At 69.2% G+C, this 17,367-nt stretch carries 12 protein-coding genes; 8 read left to right on the top strand and 4 right to left on the bottom strand.

Going from position 1 to position 17,367, the window contains the following annotated elements; all coding sequences use genetic code 11:
• Nucleotides 1-122 precede the first annotated feature (122 nt).
• Both HV826_RS13135 and HV826_RS13130 read right to left on the bottom strand, forming a co-directional pair.
• A complete protein-coding gene (locus HV826_RS13135) occupies nucleotides 123-371 on the bottom strand; it encodes a hypothetical protein (protein ID WP_176417341.1) in 249 nt (82 codons plus the stop codon).
• Nucleotides 372-461: 90 nt separating this feature from the next.
• Complete coding sequence (locus HV826_RS13130) at nucleotides 462-842, bottom strand: hypothetical protein (protein WP_176417360.1); 381 nt, start codon at nucleotides 840-842, stop codon at nucleotides 462-464.
• Between the two features lie 348 nt (nucleotides 843-1,190).
• On the opposite strand from HV826_RS13130, the gene HV826_RS13125 reads away from it, so the two are divergent.
• Nucleotides 1,191-2,264 carry a discoidin domain-containing protein gene (locus HV826_RS13125; protein ID WP_176417359.1) on the top strand — a complete coding sequence of 358 codons (1,074 nt, stop codon included), beginning with the start codon at nucleotides 1,191-1,193 and terminating at the stop codon, nucleotides 2,262-2,264.
• Nucleotides 2,265-2,437: 173 nt separating this feature from the next.
• Nucleotides 2,438-5,824 (top strand): DUF4082 domain-containing protein, encoded by a 3,387-nt coding sequence (locus tag HV826_RS13120; RefSeq protein ID WP_176417358.1) that lies wholly within the window; start codon nucleotides 2,438-2,440, stop codon nucleotides 5,822-5,824.
• 148 nt (nucleotides 5,825-5,972) lie between these two features.
• Here the strand turns inward: HV826_RS13120 and HV826_RS13115 are convergent, their stop codons facing one another.
• Nucleotides 5,973-6,449: a hypothetical protein gene (locus tag HV826_RS13115; protein ID WP_176417357.1), complete on the bottom strand. Its 477-nt coding sequence runs from the start codon at nucleotides 6,447-6,449 to the stop codon at nucleotides 5,973-5,975.
• 328 nt (nucleotides 6,450-6,777) lie between these two features.
• On the opposite strand from HV826_RS13115, the gene HV826_RS13110 reads away from it, so the two are divergent.
• The gene (locus tag HV826_RS13110) at nucleotides 6,778-7,107 is read left to right on the top strand and encodes a hypothetical protein (protein ID WP_176417356.1); all 330 of its coding nucleotides are present in this window, start codon (nucleotides 6,778-6,780) and stop codon (nucleotides 7,105-7,107) included.
• A gap of 466 nt (nucleotides 7,108-7,573) precedes the next feature.
• On the opposite strand, the gene HV826_RS13105 is transcribed toward HV826_RS13110, so the two are convergent.
• The gene (locus HV826_RS13105) at nucleotides 7,574-9,961 is read right to left on the bottom strand and encodes an ABC transporter permease (protein ID WP_255217195.1); all 2,388 of its coding nucleotides are present in this window, start codon (nucleotides 9,959-9,961) and stop codon (nucleotides 7,574-7,576) included.
• 514 nt (nucleotides 9,962-10,475) lie between these two features.
• Here HV826_RS13105 and HV826_RS13100 point away from each other — a divergent pair.
• The 5 genes from HV826_RS13100 to HV826_RS13080 all read left to right on the top strand — a co-directional run bounded on the left by HV826_RS13100 (nucleotide 10,476) and on the right by HV826_RS13080 (nucleotide 17,355).
• The gene (locus HV826_RS13100; protein ID WP_368670909.1) at nucleotides 10,476-11,924 is read left to right on the top strand and encodes a TolC family protein; all 1,449 of its coding nucleotides are present in this window, start codon (nucleotides 10,476-10,478) and stop codon (nucleotides 11,922-11,924) included.
• Nucleotides 11,921-13,402 (top strand): multicopper oxidase family protein, encoded by a 1,482-nt coding sequence (locus HV826_RS13095; RefSeq protein WP_176417354.1) that lies wholly within the window; start codon nucleotides 11,921-11,923, stop codon nucleotides 13,400-13,402. Before HV826_RS13100 ends, HV826_RS13095 begins: the two co-directional genes overlap by 4 nt.
• Before the next feature lie 185 nt (nucleotides 13,403-13,587).
• A complete protein-coding gene (locus HV826_RS13090; protein WP_176417353.1) occupies nucleotides 13,588-14,361 on the top strand; it encodes a 2,3-dihydro-2,3-dihydroxybenzoate dehydrogenase in 774 nt (257 codons plus the stop codon).
• Nucleotides 14,362-14,509: 148 nt separating this feature from the next.
• Nucleotides 14,510-15,712, top strand: coding sequence for an isochorismate synthase DhbC (gene dhbC / locus HV826_RS13085; protein WP_176417352.1), 1,203 nt, complete (start codon nucleotides 14,510-14,512; stop codon nucleotides 15,710-15,712).
• Entirely contained in the window at nucleotides 15,709-17,355 is a 1,647-nt protein-coding gene (locus HV826_RS13080) for a (2,3-dihydroxybenzoyl)adenylate synthase (protein ID WP_176417351.1), read from the top strand. Before dhbC ends, HV826_RS13080 begins: the two co-directional genes overlap by 4 nt.
• The last annotated feature ends 12 nt before the right edge of the window (nucleotides 17,356-17,367 follow it).

The following is a 17,367-nucleotide window of genomic DNA, read 5'->3' as shown; positions in this document are numbered from 1 at the left end:
AGTGCAGCATCAATCCATCAAACCCGATGAAATTGCATGGCTTCCGAATGTGGAGGCGGCGGGAATCGAAGCCGCGCGGGTGGCGATGGGATCCACGCTCTTACGATCCCCCAGCAGGTCGTTCAGACCTCTTCGAATTTGCCCCCGACGATGCCGTTCACTTCGAGGGCAGCCTTGATCTCTTCATCGACAATGATGGGGATGTGATAGCCCCAGAGCCTGAAGACGCGGGCGTCACGGACCTTCGCCTTATAATAGGCAGCTATGGGGCTCGTCCTGTCGCTGGCAAATGCGCTCGTATGCCGAGGACCAACTGCAAGCACATCGACAGGCAAAGAGGCCACACCCCAGCCACGTCTGACAATCTCCATGGCCCTGGGAGACGATGCGAACCTTAGAGGTCTACTGCATCGTCGGCCCCTGAGGCGCCGCAGAATTGCCTGGCGCGGGGGGCCGAATCCTCACGGAGACGAGGGCGGCTCTTCCATGTCGTCGAGAATCGCGAGCGCGAGGGGCTTCGCTTCGCGGTTCAGGTTGAAGGCGTGCGCCGCGCGAATCCTTGGGATGGACGCGCGGTCGCCAAGCAGAGCGAGGCTCAAGGAGGCCAGCGCGCTCTCATTCATGGAGTTCGTCCGCGCGAAGAACCGCTCGTCCAAGACGCGGTGCAGCGTGGGAATCACGCCCGGGTCTCCCGCGAGAGCCCCCCTGACCGCGTCCGCCAGCTGCGCGTAGGCACTGAGTGGCCTCCCCTCCTCGCGAGTCGCCCGCTCCCAGTGGGGCACATGATTCAGGAGGATGGCGCGAGCGCGCTCGATGAGTCTCTGCTTCTCCTCGGGAGTCATGGTGGCTCGGGAGGCTAGCCGCCCCCGCGTGCCTCCGCGAGGGGTTCGTCCTCGGCCAGCCTCGGCTCGTCCCGCGCCACATGGCCCTGGAGCAGTTCGAGGAGTCGCAGCGCCCGAGGGCATTGGTGGGTTTCCGCGCCGCTCCGGGGTTCACGCTCCACGCGTCGGCCGCCGGTTTCCACGCGTGGAAACCGGCCGTTCCCACGCGTGGAAGGGCCGCTCCCCCACAGAAGCCTCGGGCGGCGGCCCCGTGGCACGTCGGCTGCTCTGGGCAGCGGCGCGCGGTCGCGGCGAGCCGGTATGTCGCCGGCCCCTCCGGCCGCGTGAACCCCATCCAGAGACCGATACATGTCCCCGACCCGAATGTTCCGCCTCCCCTGGTTCGTCAGCCTCGCGGGCGCCGCGCTCCTTGGCGCGTGCTCCCCCGACGCCGCCGAGCAGCTCCCTCCAGCTGACCTCACTGGCACCACCGCGCCGCAGGCGCTGCTCCCCACTCCCAACCTCGCGCTCGGCAAGCCGACGCAGCAGTCGAGCTTCTATCTCGGCGGCGGCGGTGAGCCGTCGCTCGCGGTGGACGGAAATACCGACGGCGACTTCTGGGACGGCTCCGTCACCCACACCGCCCTGCAAAGCCAACAAACCCAGCCGTGGTGGCAGGTCGACCTCCAGGCGTCACACCTCATCTCCAACGTGGTCCTCTACAACCGCACCGACTGTTGCTCGGACCGGCTCCAGAACTTCCGGGTGCGCATCTCGGACAACGGCACGACCTGGCAGGACTACCCCTTCGCGGGCGTGGCGCCGCGGCAGACCTCCTTCAGCATCCACAGCAAGGCCCGCTATGTCCGCGTCCAGCTCGGCACCACCAACAACCCCCTGAGCCTCGCCGAGGTCCAGGTCTTCGGGCAGGACGCATACATGCACTTCGGAGGCATGTATGGGTTCTTCAATGGGGGCACCTACGTCAACCCCTATACCGGAAGCCCCTCCTGCCCTCCGGAGTACACGGCGTACCAGACGCTGGGGACGACCAACGTCGACTACAACATGTACTTCTGTGGCCGCTACGCGGTGGAAGGGACCGTGCCCCTGGCGGAGTTCGGCGGGGCGTATGGCTTCGGGAGTATCGGCGCCTACAAGAATGACATCACCCAGGCCGCCTCATGCCCCAATGGCTACCTGACCGACGCGGCGTTGGGGTCCTCGGGCATCGACTACGACCTCCGCTACTGCCACCGTCCCTACGAGCCCCATCTGCCGTCTCCCTTCCGCTTTGGCGGAATGTACGGTGAAGGCAGCGGCGGCCCGTATGTGAATCCCCTCACCGGAATGGCGTCTTGCCCGGATGGCTTCAAGGCGGTCCAGATACTGGGAACCTCCGGCGTCGATTACCCCGTGTTCTACTGCTATCGCAAGCAGTAGCACGGCCGCGGACAACCGACACCGGAGACGTCCGGCCACCTGGAAGCCAAAAATCGCGTCATGCGGCAATGGCTCACGGACCTACGTCTCGCGTCATTGTCCACGCCAGGGGCAGACAGCAAGATGCCTTTGCTGCTCTGCCCCGTCGTGCCATCCCCCAAGGAGAAGTCCGAATGACACCCTCGAAGCCACGGCCCAACTGGGTCGCGAGGCAGCCACGCGCCCATGCGCTGGCGCTGCTCGCGGCCGTCCTGCTCGCGCTGCCCACCGCCGCGCGCGCCCAGCCGACGTACACGCTGTTCGCCCCCACCTCCACCCCGGCCGTCCCCTCCGTCACCAATGACTTCGCCCCGGTGGAGCTGGGCGTGAAGTTCCAGTCCGACATCGAGGGAGACATCCTCGGCATCCGCTTCTACAAGGGCACCGCCAACACCGGCACCCACGTGGGCAGTCTCTGGAGCGCCGCGGGCGCGCGCCTCGCCTTCGCCACCTTCACCGGTGAGACGGCCTCCGGCTGGCAGGAGGTGATGTTCTCCACGCCCGTGCGCATCAGCGCCAACACGACCTACGTCGCCTCGTACCACGCGCCCGGCGGCGCCTACGGCTTCACCAGCGCGGGACTGGCCTCGGCCGTGGACGCCCCTCCCCTCCACGCGCTCGCGGGCGCCACCAGCGGCGGCAACGGCGTCTTCACCTACGGCGCCGCGGGCTCCTTCCCCAGCAGCAGCTTCGGCGACTCGAACTACTGGGTGGACGTCGTCTTCCGCCCGGCGGAGCCCGTCACCCTGTGGCCTTCCACCGCCACGCCCGCTGTCGCCTCCGTCACCAACGACTCCGCCCCCGTGGAGCTGGGCGTGAAGTTCACGACGAACGTGAGCGGCAACGTGCTGGGCGTGCGCTTCTACAAGGGCGCCGCCAACACCGGCACCCACGTGGGGAGCCTCTGGAGCGCCAACGGGCAGCGCCTGGCCTTCGCCACCTTCACCTCCGAGACGGCCACCGGCTGGCAGGAGGTGACGTTCTCCACCCCTGTCGCCATCGCCGCCAACACGACCTACGTCGCCTCGTACCACGCCCCCGTCGGTGCGTACGCCTTCGACAACGGTGGCCTCGCCAGCGGCCAGGACACCCCGCCCCTCTTCGCGCTGCCCGGCAGCACCAGCGGCGGCAATGGCGTCTTCACCTACGGCGCCGCGGGCTCCTTCCCCATCAACAGCTTCGGCAACTCCAACTACTGGGTGGACGTCGTCTTCCAGGCCACCGGCGCCTTGCCCCCGACGCAGCCTCCGGACAACACCTTCCGCCTCTTCGCCCCCTCCGCCACACCCGGCACCGCCACCGCCCCTGACACCGCCGCCATCGAAGTGGGCGTGCAGTTCCGCGCGGACGTGGACGGACAGGTGACGGGCGTGCGCTTCTACAAGGGCAGCGGCAACCACGGCACGCACGTGGGCAACCTGTGGAGCGCCACGGGCCAGCCGCTCGCCACCGCCACCTTCACCCACGAGACGGCCGTCGGCTGGCAGGAGGTGACGTTCGCATCCCCCGTCGCCATCACCGCCGGCACCACCTATGTGGCGTCGTACTTCGCGCCACTCGGCGGCTACTCGTTCGACAGCTATGGCCTGGCCACCGGCGTGGACGCCCCTCCGCTGCACGCCCTGCCCGGCGCCACCACCTCGGGCGGCAACGGCGTCTTCGCCTATGCCTCCACGTCCACGTTCCCCAACGGCAGCCACCAGGACTCCAACTACTGGGTGGACGTCGTCTTCGAGTCCTACGGACCGCCGCCCCGGCCGGGCGTCCACGGCGCGGGCCCCGTGCTGGTCGCCACCGCTCCCGGCAACCCCTTCACCGACTACCTGCGCGAAATCCTGGAGGCCGAGGGCATCGCCGCCTTCGCCACCACCGATGCCGGCAACCTGGGCGTCTCCGTCTCCCTCGATGACTACAAGGTGCTGGTGCTCGGCGAGCAGACGCTGAGCGCGGCCCAGGTGACGCTCATCACCGACTGGGTCACCGCCGGCGGCAGCCTCGTCGCCCTGCGGCCCGCCGCGAACCTCCAGTCGCTGCTCGGGCTCAATGCCTCTCAGGGCACGCAGGCCAACGGCTACATCCTGGTCGACGACACCCAGGCCCCGGGCACGGGAATCACCGCGGAGACGATGCAGTACCACGGCCTCGCGGACCAGCGCACCGTCGTCACCGGCACACGCACCGTCGCCACGCTCTACTCGAACGCCACCACCGCGACGACGTTCACCGCCGTCAGCCAGCGCACCGTGGGCAGCGGCACCGCCACCGCCTTCATGTATGACCTGGCGAAGTCCATCATCTACACGCGGCAGGGCAACCCGGCCTGGCAGGGACAGAACCGGGACGGCTCCTCCATTGGCCCGGGCGCGCGCGCCAGCGACATGTTCTACGGCAACGCGTCCTTCGACCCGCAGCCGGACTGGGTGAACCTGGCCAAGGTCCAGATTCCCCAGGCGGACGAGCAGCAGCGCCTGCTCGCCAACGTGCTGCACCAGACGAGCACCACGCCACTGCCGCGCCTCTGGTACTTCCCCAGCGCCCACAAGGCCGTCGTGGTGATGACGGGCGACGGACACCCGGGTGGCGCCACCTCCCAGCGCTGGGACCAGTACCTCGTGGACAGCCCCACCGGCTGCAGCGTGGACGACTGGGAGTGCATCCGCGGCACCATCTACGACTACGTGGGCGGACTGAGCGCCACCCAGGCCAACGACTACGTGGCCCAGGGCTTCGAGTACGCCCTGCACATCAACACCGGCTGCGCGGACTACACGGCCAACACGCTGGACCCGAACTTCTTCACCCCGCAGCTCGCCAGCTTCGCGTCCGCCTTCCCCGCCGTCCCCGCGCCCGTCACCAACCGCACGCACTGCATCGCGTTCAGCGACTGGTCCACCCAGCCCAAGGTGTCGCGCCTGCATGGCATCCGCCTGGACACCAACTACTACTACTGGCCCGATTACTGGGTGCAGGACCGCCCGGGCCTGTTCACCGGCTCCGGCCTGGCCATGCGCTTCGCGGACCTGGACGGCACGCCGCTGGACGTCTACCAGCTCGCCACGCAGATGACGGACGAGTCCGGCCAGTCCTACCCGCTGCACATCGACACGCTGCTGGACAACGCGCTGGGCACCCAGGGCTACTACGGCGCCTTCAACGCCAACATGCACGTCGACTCGCAGCCGTCGGCCGGCTCCTCCGGCTCGGCCGCCATCATCGCATCCGCCCAGCGTGAAGGCGTGCCCGTCATCACCGCGAAGCAGCTGCTGGCGTGGCTCGATGCCCGCGAGGCCACCCAGGTGTCCACCGTGGCCTTCACCGGCACGGTGCTCACCTTCGACCTCGCGAGCCCCGCGCGCAACCTGTCCCTCATGGTGCCCACCCGCACCACGACGGGCCAAACGCTGCTGTCCGTCACCCGCGCGGGCGCCCCCGTGACGACGGTGACGCGCACCATCAAGGGCGTGGACTTCGCCTTCATCGACGGCGCCCTGGCCGGCACCTACACCGCCACGTACAACTGAGTCACTCGCGCCCTCCAAGGCGATTCATTCTCCGGGGCCCGGCGCGATGCATTCGCGTCGGGCCCCGTTTCATTCCACTTCGGATGAAACCTGGGAGGTCATGCCCGTGACATGGGGCGCATCCCCGAGGAGAAGAGGCATGCCTCACTCAACACAGCGACGAAGCTTGAATTTTCGCCACTCGCTGGCGGCAATCCTCGGTGGGGGCGCTTGGGTCGTAGTCAGACATGGCTCGTGCCCGTTCCGGAAAAAAGCGTTGGAGATTCTGAAACCCAATGCTCCTGCGGAGGACCGAATCAGACCGCATCATCTGAAACACCTCCCCCTCAAGGGATGCCCAGGCCTCCCCCCGCCTGTTCAACTCATCCAGGATCATGCCCGAAATGTAATACTCATCGACCAACCGCTGCTTCAGTGCGACCGAGTCGGCCCCGCTGAGGTCTTTCCTCAAGGCTCGCAGGGAGAGCGTGTATGGGAGACCGCCCAGCCACCATCCAAGCGCCATCCCCGCCAATGCCCCTCCCGCTCCACCTCCCACCACCGCGAGCCGGAGGCCGGCAAGCCCTCCCACCAAGGCACCAGCGGCAACTGACACCCATCGTATCAGCCCAAAGAGGGTGAACACCCGCGGTCTCCTTCCTGAAAGTCACTGACCCAAATGCCGCTCAACGAATTCGCCTTGAGCGGCACTCAAAAGACCTCAATGACGCGACTGATTCGGCGCGGGAGCGGTTTCTCTTCCCAGCAAGTAGCCTGCCAAACCGCCTCCTCCCATGGCAAGACCTTGGTGGAGGAGAAACCGAGCCGCAGGCCCCACCCACTATCGTCTGGATAAACGACCCCGCGCGGCGCTCCACCTCACTGGAGGCTGCTCCGGAAGCTCTCGAACTCACTGTCTCACTTGCGTTGACAGGTTCCGGTCAAGCCCATGACACACGTAAGGAGGTTTCAAGATGTCTCTGGGTAAGGAGATTCAAGAGCAGCTCGTGAAGGCCGCCACGGACCCGCACGTTCCCGCGCGGGTCCGGACCGCCCTCGAGACCTGGCGTGCTGTGGACCAGCGCTACAATCAATGGTTCCTGAAGGAGGCCAAGGTACGACTGACCACGGAGCAGCTCCTCGATGACGTGCTGGCGCAGGACGAGGAATGCTTCGATTTCGCCGGTGAGCGCTGGCTGAACTATCAGGCGCATCCGACGCCCGAAAACGAGGCCGAGCTGCTGCGCGCGCTGTCCCATTGGAGCGAGACGCAGACCCGCCTGATGCAGAAGTACGCCGGGTGAGCTGACGGCCTGGCTCCATCCGGAGTGAAGGGCCTGGTCGTTGTGCGCTTCGAGAACAACGACCAGGCTCACCCCATGTGATGCGCCAAGAGCATCCCCTGGACGGGTCGGGCGCGCAGCCCGGTGGATCGCTGTTCGGAAATGTCGGGACTTTTGTGGCGTCAAAACCCCCGACATTTCCGAACAGCGAGCTACGGGAGTGACTCCGGTCCCCCCGCCGGAGGGGGCCCCTGGGGTGGCCTCGTGGTTCGCTCAGCATGAAGTCCGGCACGGAAATGATGGCATGGCATCCGCGCGCGCCGTGCGCTGACGAGGTGCCCCGCGCGCATGCACTCCCACGCGAACCGCTCCGTCCTGCTGTCGCTCCTCCTGCCCTGCCTGGCGCTCGCGCAGCCCCTGGACGACACGCCGCGGAGGACACGTCCACTGCGGCGGCGCCGTCGCTCAGTTCATCTGCGCTGCGCGATCAGTCGTCCGAGCGCAGCGCCTCGTACAGCGGCACGCGGGTGACACGGCGCGCGGGCAGCCAGCTGGCCAGCAACGCCACTGCCGCGAGCAGCGCGGGCACGGCCGTGAAGGTGACGACGTCGAACGCACCCACGCCATACAGGACACTGGACAGGCTGCGCGCGAGCACGGCGGCGCCGCCAAGCCCCAGGAGGACGCCGGACACGGCCATCCAAAGCCCCTGCCCCACCACCCGCCACACCAGGTGTTGCCCGGTCGCGCCCAGCGCCATGCGGATGCCCAGCTCGCGCGTCCGCTGACTGACCGAATAGGACAACACGCCGTAGAGCCCCACGCCCGCGAGCACCAGCCCCAGCACCGCCAGGGCCACCAGCAGCGAACCCAGCACCTTCGTGTGGCCCAGGCTGGCGTCCACGACGGACTCCAGCGAGCGCACGGGGGCCCTCGGGAGCGCGGGGGCCACGGCGCGAAGCTGCTCGCGCAGCACCGGAGCCAGCAAGGCAGCGTCCTGCGAGGCACGCACGGTGAGCAACAAGTGCAGTCCCCAGAGCTGTCCCATGGGGACGAAGGCCTCGCTGGCCGGGAGCGCGTCCAGGCTGTTGTGCTGGACGTCCCCCACCACGCCCACGACTTCGCGGAAGGGCTCACCGTCGAGCACCAACTGCACGCGCTGCCCCACCGCGCTCCGCCCGGGGAAGTAGCGGCGAGCGAACGTCTCGTTCACCACGACCACCGGCGCGGTGCCCGGCCCATCCCAGGCTTCGATGGCGCGCCCTTCCTTCAGCGGGATGCCCAGGGTGTTGAAATAGCCGTCGCTGGTGGTGCGGAAGAGGACCCGCTCCCGGGAGTCCGCCTGCGCTGCCGATTCGCCCGGCAGCAGCACCGGCGCCAGGCCATCGCGCCCCCACAGGGGCACGGTGCTCGACATGCCCGCGGACGTCACGCCCGGAAGCGCGCGCACCCGCTCCAGCACGCTGGAGAAGAGGGCCCGCTGGGCGGCCTCCTCCCGGTACTTCGACGAAGGCAGGGAGAGGTCCACCACCGTGACGCCCTGGGGATTGAAGCCCAGCGGCACCGCGCTCAAGGCCTGGAGGGTGCGGAGCATCAGGCCCGCGCCCACCAGCGGAATCAGCGCCAGGGCCACCTGCGCGACCACCAGCACCACGCGCCCGCCTTCACGCCGCGTGGCCCCCGCGCCGCCTCGCAGCCCGCCCAGCACGCCCCGCGCATCCGCGCGCGACACCCGCAGCGCGGGGACCAGGCCGAAGAGCAGGCTGGTCACCACCGAGAGCAACAGCGCGATGCCCAGGACATGCGGCTGCAGGCGGAGTGCCTCGGCGTCCACGAACTGAGGTGGCATGAGCGCGCGCAGCAGCTCCACGCCCCACATCGCCAGGAGCAGGCCGGCGGCGCCCCCCATGAGCGCCAGCATCCCGCTCTCCACCAGGAACTGCCGCACCAGCCGCGCTCGGCCCGCGCCCAGGGTGGCGCGCACCGACACCTCGCGCTCCCGCGCGGAGGCCCGGGCCAGCAACAGGTTGGCCACGTTGGCGCAGGCCACCAGCAGCACCAGCGCCACTACGCCGGCCAGGAGCCATAGCCGCTCCTGGGAGCCCTCCACCACCTGCGTGTGCAAGGGCACGAGCCGCACTCCGGCGGGCTCCTCCGTGAAGCCCGGCTCGCGCACCAACGCGGCGCCCAGAGCCGTCAGCTCCGTGCGTGCCTGCTCCGCGGACACGCCTTCACGCAGGCGCCCCACCACGCGCAGCCACACCCCTCCGGCCGACTCCTCCGCGGACAGCACCAACGGCTTCCACGCCTCCACGTCCGGTGCGAAGCGGAAGCCCGCGGGCAACACCCCCACCACCGTGTGGAGTTGGTCATCCACCCTCAACGTCTGTCCCACCACGTCCGTGCGGCCACCGAAGCGCCGCTGCCACAGCGCATGCGACAGGAGCAGGCCGTTGGCGTCCGTCTCCGATCGGAAGTCCTGTCCCAACAACGGCCGCACGCCCAGGAGCGAGAACAGGCCCGCCGTGGCCCGCCCCGCGCGCACCCGCTCCAGTTCGCCGTCACCCGCCAAGGTGATGTCGCGTATCGACAGCCCCTCCAGCCCCTGGAACGAGAATGCACGCTCGCGCCACGCCTGGAGCGACCGCAGCGACACACCCAGCCGCTCGCGCTGGGGCGTCGACTGGTACAGCGTCACCAACTGCTCCGGCGCCCGGTACGGCAACGGCCGCAGCAGCACCTGGTACACCGCGCTGAAGACGGCGGTGGTGGCGCCAATGGCCAGCGCGAGCGTGGTGATGAGGACCAGCGTGAAGGCGGCCTCACGCCGCATGCGGCGCAGGGACAAGCGAACGTCCAGAAGAAGCTGGGACATGAAGGACCGGCTCCGTTGCAACTCCAACGCCATCAAGCGTCGCGCCGGACAGGGCCCGTTGTACACCCGGCCGGGGCGTGCCTCGCGTTCGCCTGTGGCACGCGAAATCCCATCATCGGACAAGCGCCCGGACCACGAGCAAGACGCGCTTGGCCCAAGCTGCGTATTCCTGACAGCTTCAATGTTCCGGAGCGTCAATGCGCCATCGGTGACTTTCGGCGAGCGGAGGCAGGTGGTACGGCCCCCCCATCGAGGTCCCCATGTTCCGAAACCTCTTGGTGCTGGCGAGCATCGCCTCCTGCGCTGCCTGTGTCTCCGAGCCGAAGAGGTTGCCCGCATCAATGGACCCATCGAATCCGGATGCGCCCGAGGCCCCTCATGCGCCCGGGTTGACCGCATTCACGGCCTCCACTCCGGAGGCGCCCGCACCTGGTGGCACGGAGGCACGGGACGCGGGGCCCCCGGGTGCTGCGTCGCCCGACCATGACCACGCCCCCGGACACGGTGGACCTCCGTGAGGTGGTCCTTGCGCGTGGGCGCGGCACTGCTCGCGGGCGGTTGCGCGTCCATCCAGAAAGAGCGGGGCCACGCGGAGGTAGCGGCGCTCGTCGAGGAGCGGCTGGGCCGAAAGACACGTTGGAACCAGGGCACTCCGGAGGACGCCGAGGTCGCGCGCCATCTCGACGCGCTCCTGAAGGAGGACCTCACCTCGGACCGCGCGGTGGAGGTGGCCCTGCTCAACAACCCGGCGCTCCAGGCCACCTACGAGGACCTGGGCGTCTCGCAGGCCGACATGGTTCAGGCCGGCCTGCTCTCCAACCCGACGTTGGGCGGGAGCATCGGCTTTCCCATTGCCGGGCGTGGCGTGTCAGAGCACGAGGTCTCGTTGGTGCAGGACTTCGTGGACCTCTTCACGCTGCCCCTGCGCAAGCGCGTCGCCCGGGAGCAGTTCATGGCCGACACGCTACGGGTGGCGCACGAGGCGCTGGCCACCGCGGCCGAGGTGCGTAAGGCCTTCAGTCAGGTGCAGTCGCTCCAGCAGTTCGTGGAGCTGCGCCGCATGGCGCTCCAGGTGGCCGAGGCGGCGACGGACCTCTCCGCCCGGCTGCGCACCGCGGGCAACCTCACCGAGCTGGACCTTGCGAGTGAACAAGCAGCCGCCGAGGGAGCCCGGCTCGAGCTGGCGGAGGGTGAGCTCGCCCTGGTGGAGGCCCGGGAGCACCTCAACCGCCTCATGGGGCTGTGGGGGCAACGCACGCAGTGGACCCTCTCCGAGAAGCTCCCGCCGTTGCCTGACCAGGAGGCCTCACTGGAGCACCTGGAGTCGCTCGCCATCCGTCAACGGCTGGACATCGACGCGGCCCGAAAGCAAACCATGCTGCTCTGGAATGCGCTGGAACTCGCGCGGAGTACACGCTTCTTCGGGCGCGTGGACGTGGGCGTTCACGAGCACCGGGACGCGGACGGCCCCAGGCTCTTTGGCCCGACCCTGTCTTTGGAGTTGCCCATCTTCGACCAGCGACAGGCCCTCATCACTCGGCTGGAAGCGCAGCACCGCCAGGGCGAGCGGCGACTGATGGCGCTGTCCGTCAACGCCCGCTCGGAGGTTCGCGCCGCCCGCGCCCGGCTGCTGTCGCTTCGTCTGATTGCCGACCGCTACCGGCGGGTGGTGCTGCCTCTTCGTGAGAAGGTCGTCGCGCAGTCGCAGCTCCAGTACAACGCCATGCAGATAGGCCTCTTTCAGCTGCTCTCCGCCAGGCGCGAGCAGGTGGAGGCGTATCAGGGCTACATCGAGTCCGTCCGCGACTACTGGATGGCGCGGGCCGACCTGGAGCAGCTCGTGGGCGGCCGGCTTCGGGCGGGCAGCGAGTCCCCCACGCCCTCTCCCACGCAGCCAGCTCAGCCCGGGACGCACACCGGGCACGGACAGGACACCCCCCCATGGCACGAAGAGGCCCCATGAGCACCCGCGCGACTGAACCCGAGCGCGCATCGGGCTGTGAGGATGACGCCCTCGGAGCACCGGAGCGCGGGGGGACTCCCGGAGGCCTCCCGGAGACTGACGTCAAGGGAGCGCTGACGCGGCGGACCCTGCTGGTCACCACGGGGGCCACGCTCACCGGAGGCGCACTCCTGCTGAGCGGCTCCGCGGCTCGCGCCCAGTCCGCCGTCCCAGGGGCCTCCGGGCCTCGCGAGCGCTCCCTCGCTGACACCGGCCAGCGGCACGCACGACAGCCCAACCGGAACTACCGGCCCGTGGTGGTGCCCAATGGCTCCAAGCTGCCGTGGAAGGTCGTGGACAACGTGAAGGTCTTCCACCTGGTGGCCGAGGAGGTGGAGCATGAGTTTGCCCCGGGACTGAACGCGTGCTGCTGGGGCTACAACGGCCGGGTCCACGGGCCCACCATCGAAGCGGTGGAGGGTGACCGGGTGCGCATCTACGTCACGAACCGGCTACCCGCGGCCACCACCATCCACTGGCACGGCATCCTGCTCCCCAGCGGCATGGACGGAGTGGGTGGCCTCAGCCACAAGTCCATCGCCCCAGGTGAGACGTTCCGATACGAGTTCACCCTGCGCCAGGCGAGTACGAACATGTACCACTCGCACCATGACGAGATGACACAGATTGGCCTCGGGATGACGGGCATGTTCATCATCCACCCGCGCCGACCCGTGGGGCCCCGCGTCGACCGGGACTTCGTCATCCTGCTGCATGAGTGGCGCATCGACGTCGGCACCGGACGGCCCAATCCGAATGAGATGACGGACTTCAACGTGCTCACCATGAACGCGAAGGCGTTCCCGGGCACGGAGCCGCTCGTGGTGCGCCAGGGCGAGCGAGTCCGCATCCGGCTGGGCAACCTGAGCCCGCAAAACCACCACCCCATCCACCTGCACGGCTTTCACTTCCGCATCACCGAGACGGATGGCGGGCGAGTCCCCGAGTCCGCGCAACAACCCGAGGGGACGGTGCTCGTCCCCGTGGGCAGCACACGCGTCATCGAGTTCGTGGCGGACGTTCCAGGGGACTGGGCCCTGCACTGTCACATGACGCACCACATGATGAACCAGATGGGCCATGCGTTCCCCAATATGATTGGCGTGAAGCCGGGGAACCTGGACGCGAAGGTCCGCACACTGTTGCCGGGCTACATGACGATGGGCCAGACGGGGATGGCGGAGATGGGCGAGATGGGGATGCCCGTCCCGCCCAACTCCATTCCCATGCTGGGGGCCCAGGGCAAGCATGGCTACATGACCGTGGGAGGCATGTTCACCGTGCTCAAGGTTCGCGAACGGCTGGAGCGCTACGCGGACCCAGGCTGGTACGACAACCCGCCCGACACCCTGGCCGTTGCGGCCAGCCCTGACGAGCTGCGCCGGGACGGTATCGACGTGAATGCCCCGGCCCCGGTCGAGCCCGGCACACCGGCCTGAGCCTTTCGACAGCCCGACCCGGCGGCCATCGCAGTTTTCGTTACCGGCAATTCCCTACTTCCCTTCTTGACACCCCTGACGCTGCGTGGCACATATCTGCGTCGCATCAATAATGAGAATCATTCTCATTATCCACTTATCGCCCCGCCCCTCGGGCGCAGGCATCCAGAAGGAGGAGCAGAAACATGGGAACGCCCACCCGGGTGGCGCTCGTCACAGGTGCCGCACAAGGTATCGGCGCTGCGGTGGCGCGTGCGCTCGCGGGCGAAGCCCTCATCGCCGCGGTCGACACCAACGCGGACGGCCTGTCCGCCCTCGTGGCCGAGCTCCGGCAGAAGAATCAACACGCGGTGGCGTACCCGGCCAGCGTGAGTGACGTCGCCGCGGTCGACGCGGTGGTGGAGCGCATCGAGCGGGAGCTGGGCCCCATCGAAGTGCTGGCCAACGTGGCGGGCGTCCTGCGCACGGGCCCCATCCTGTCCTACAGCGATGAGGACTGGGCGTTCACCTTCTCCGTCAACACGCTGGGCGTGTTCCAGGTGTCCCGCGCCGTGGCCCGGCGCATGGTGCCCCGGCGCGGCGGCGTCATCGTCACCGTGGGCTCCAACGCCGCCGCCGTGCCCCGCACGCAGATGGCCGCGTACGCCGCCTCCAAGGCCGCCTCCAGCATGTTCACCAAGTGCCTGGGCCTGGAGCTGGCCCCGCACGGCATCCGCTGCAACGTCGTGTCCCCCGGCTCCACGGACACCGCCATGCAGCGCGCGCTCTGGGCGGATGACTCCGGCGCGCAGGCGGTGATTGCCGGCTCGCCCGAGGCCTACCGCCTGGGCATCCCCTTGCAACGCCTCGCCACCCCCGAGGACATCGCCAACGCGGTGCGCTTCCTCGTCTCGGACGCGGCACGCCACATCACCCTGCACGACCTCCGCGTCGACGGGGGTGCGACGCTCGACGCCTGAGCCCGGCCTCACGCGGCCCCGCTCAGCCCCACGTCCGTCAAGAATTTGAGAATGATTATTAGGATCCACTTCATCACCTGTTGCCGAGGCGCCGCCGTGTGGCGCCCTGTGCGCGACGCCCGCTGAGCTGAAGGAACAGGAACACCCCATGGGACCGCAGACACTCGCCGCGCAGTTGCTCGAGAGCTACGAAGCTGGCTCTTCGTTCTTCTTCGCCACGCCCCGCCGCACGTTGCTGGCGCGCGGCACCTTCGCCACCGTGCCGCACCTGGGCGGCGCGGATGCCCTGGCGCGGCTCCCCGAGCGCGTGACGGCGGTGCTGAATGACGCCCGTCAGGCCGACCATGACATCCCGGTGGCGGTGGGCGCGGTGCCCTTCGACGGCTCGGTGCCCGCGCAGCTCGTGGTGCCGCTGACGCTCCAGCGCGCCGGGCCGCTGGTGTTCGACCAGGACGTTCCGGTCCAGCGGCCCATCAGCGCCAGCTACACCGTCCAGCCGGTGCCTGAGCCCGCCGCGTACCTGAGCGGCGTCGCGCGGGCGCTGAAGCTGATGCAGCGCGGGCCGCTCCAGAAGGTGGTGCTGTCGCGTTCGCTGCACCTCAACGCCGCCGCCCCCATCGACCTGCGGCAACTGCTGCGCAACCTCGCGCAGCGCAACCCGTCCGGCTACACCTTCGCCGCCGACCTCCCCCAGCAGGACGGGGCCAGCGGCGCGGGGCTCCGCACGCTCATTGGCGCCAGCCCCGAGCTGCTCGTGTCCCGCTCCGGGCTCCAGGTGGTCGCCAATCCCCTGGCTGGCTCCGCGGCCCGCAGCGCGGATCCGCTGGAGGACCAGGAGCGCGCCGCCGCGCTGCTGAAGTCTCCCAAGGATTTGCACGAGCACGCGGTCGTCATTGACGCCGTCGCGGAGGCGCTCCGGCCCTACTGCAAGACGCTGAACGTGCCCGCGGCGCCATCGCTCGTGAACACCGCCACCATGTGGCACCTGTCCAGCCGCATCACCGGCGAGCTGGCCGACCCCTCCATCTCCTCGCTGACGCTGGCGGCGGCCATGCACCCGACGCCGGCGGTGTGCGGCTACCCCACGCGGCTGGCGCACGAGGCGATTGGCTCCATCGAGCCCTTCGAGCGCGGCTACTACACCGGCACGGTGGGCTGGTGCGACGCCACGGGTGACGGACAGTGGGCGGTGACCATCCGCTGCGCGGAGGCCAGTGAGCGCACCCTGCGTCTCTTCGCGGGCGCGGGCATCGTGGTGGGCTCCACGCCCGAGTCCGAGCTGGCGGAGACCGAGGCCAAGTTCCGCACCATGCTCCACGCCATGGGCCTGGGCGCCGGGGTGCAGTCATGACGTCCCCCGTCCTCCCCGGCTGTCCCACCTGGCCGGAGGCCTACGCCGCCCGCTACCGCGAGGCCGGCTACTGGCGCGGCGAGACGTTCGGCCAGCTCCTCCACGAGCGCGCGCAGCGTCACGGCGAGCGGACCGCGCTGGTGGCCGGTGAGCGCCGCCTCACCTATGCCGACCTGGACGTTCGCGTCAGCCAGCTGGCCGCCGGCTTCCATGCGCTGGGCATCCATGCCCGGGACCGCGTGGTGGTGCAGCTGCCCAACGTGGCCGAGTTCTTCGAGGTCATCTTCGCGCTCTTCCGCCTGGGCGCGCTGCCGGTGTTCGCGCTGCCCGCGCACCGCGCGTCGGAGATTGGCTACTTCTGCGCCTTCACGGAGGCGGTGGCCTACGTCATCGCGGACAAGCAGGCCGGCTTCGACTACCGCACCCTGGCCGAGCAGGTGCGCACCACCTGCCCCACGCTGAAGCACGTCATCGTCGCCGGTGACGCGGGCCCCTTCACGGCGCTGAGCGGCCTGTACGCCGCGCCCACGGCGCTGCCGCCCGGGCCCGCGCCCAGCGACGTGGCCTTCTTCCAGCTCTCCGGCGGAAGCACGGGCGTGCCCAAGCTCATCCCGCGCACGCACGACGACTACATCTACAGCCTGCGCGGCAGCGTGGAGGTCTGCCAGCTCGACGAGGCGAGCGTGTACCTGTGCGCGCTGCCCGCGGCGCACAACTTCCCGCTCAGCTCGCCGGGCGTGCTGGGCACCTTCTACGCGGGCGGCACGGCGGTGCTGGCGCCCAACCCCAGCCCGGACACGGTGTTCCCGCTCATCGAGCGCGAGCGCGTCACCCTCACCGCGGTGGTGCCGCCGCTGGCCATGGTCTGGATGGACGCGGCCAGGACGCGCCGGCACCAGCTCGCCAGCCTGCGGGTGCTCCAGGTCGGTGGCGCGCGCCTCAGCACCGAGGCCGCCCAGCGCGTGAAGCCCACGTTGGGCTGCACGTTGCAGCAGGTGTTCGGCATGGCCGAGGGCCTGGTCAACTACACGCGCCTGGATGACCCCGAGGCGCTCATCGTCAGCACCCAGGGCCGGCCCATCTCCCCGGACGACGAGCTCCGGGTGGTGGACGAGGACGGCGAAGACGTGGCGCCGGGCGAGACGGGCCAGTTGCTGACGCGCGGGCCGTACACCATCCGCGGCTACTACAAGGCGGAGGCCCACAACGCGAAGGCCTTCACCGACGACGGCTTCTACCACACCGGTGACGTGGTCCGCGTGACGCCCCAGGGCTACCTGGTGGTGGAGGGCCGCGCCAAGGATCAGATCAACCGGGGCGGAGACAAGATCGCGGCCGAGGAGGTGGAGAACCACCTGCTGGCCCACCCCGACGTGCACGACGCCGCGGTGGTCGCCGTCCCGGACGCGTTCCTGGGCGAGCGCACCTGCGCCTTCGTCATCGCGCGAGGCACGCCGCCCGCGCCCAACGTGCTCACGGCCTTCCTGCGCCAGCGGGGACTGGCAGCCTTCAAGATTCCCGACCGGGTCGAGTTCGTCGAGGCGTTCCCCAAGACGGGCGTCGGCAAGGTCAGCAAGAAGGCGCTGCGCGACGTGCTCGCCGGCGCTCCCTCCCCCACTCCGGTTTCGCGCGCGACGCGCTGAAAGGACCCACCC

The sequence above is a fragment of the Myxococcus sp. AM010 genome, assembly GCF_013372585.1.
GTDB lineage: Bacteria > Myxococcota > Myxococcia > Myxococcales > Myxococcaceae > Myxococcus > Myxococcus vastator.
This window is presented reverse-complemented; position numbering and strand designations above follow the sequence as displayed.

Coding starts and splice junctions, on each gene's coding strand:
- HV826_RS13090 (WP_176417353.1), top strand. CDS start 13,588: ATGGGAACGCCCACCCGGGTGGCGCTCGTCACAGGTGCCGCACAAGGT.
- HV826_RS13110 (WP_176417356.1), top strand. CDS start 6,778: ATGTCTCTGGGTAAGGAGATTCAAGAGCAGCTCGTGAAGGCCGCCACG.
- HV826_RS13135 (WP_176417341.1), bottom strand. CDS start 371: ATGGAGATTGTCAGACGTGGCTGGGGTGTGGCCTCTTTGCCTGTCGAT.
- dhbC (WP_176417352.1), top strand. CDS start 14,510: ATGGGACCGCAGACACTCGCCGCGCAGTTGCTCGAGAGCTACGAAGCT.
- HV826_RS13080 (WP_176417351.1), top strand. CDS start 15,709: ATGACGTCCCCCGTCCTCCCCGGCTGTCCCACCTGGCCGGAGGCCTAC.
- HV826_RS13130 (WP_176417360.1), bottom strand. CDS start 842: ATGACTCCCGAGGAGAAGCAGAGACTCATCGAGCGCGCTCGCGCCATC.
- HV826_RS13105 (WP_255217195.1), bottom strand. CDS start 9,961: ATGTCCCAGCTTCTTCTGGACGTTCGCTTGTCCCTGCGCCGCATGCGG.
- HV826_RS13125 (WP_176417359.1), top strand. CDS start 1,191: ATGTCCCCGACCCGAATGTTCCGCCTCCCCTGGTTCGTCAGCCTCGCG.
- HV826_RS13120 (WP_176417358.1), top strand. CDS start 2,438: ATGACACCCTCGAAGCCACGGCCCAACTGGGTCGCGAGGCAGCCACGC.
- HV826_RS13095 (WP_176417354.1), top strand. CDS start 11,921: ATGAGCACCCGCGCGACTGAACCCGAGCGCGCATCGGGCTGTGAGGAT.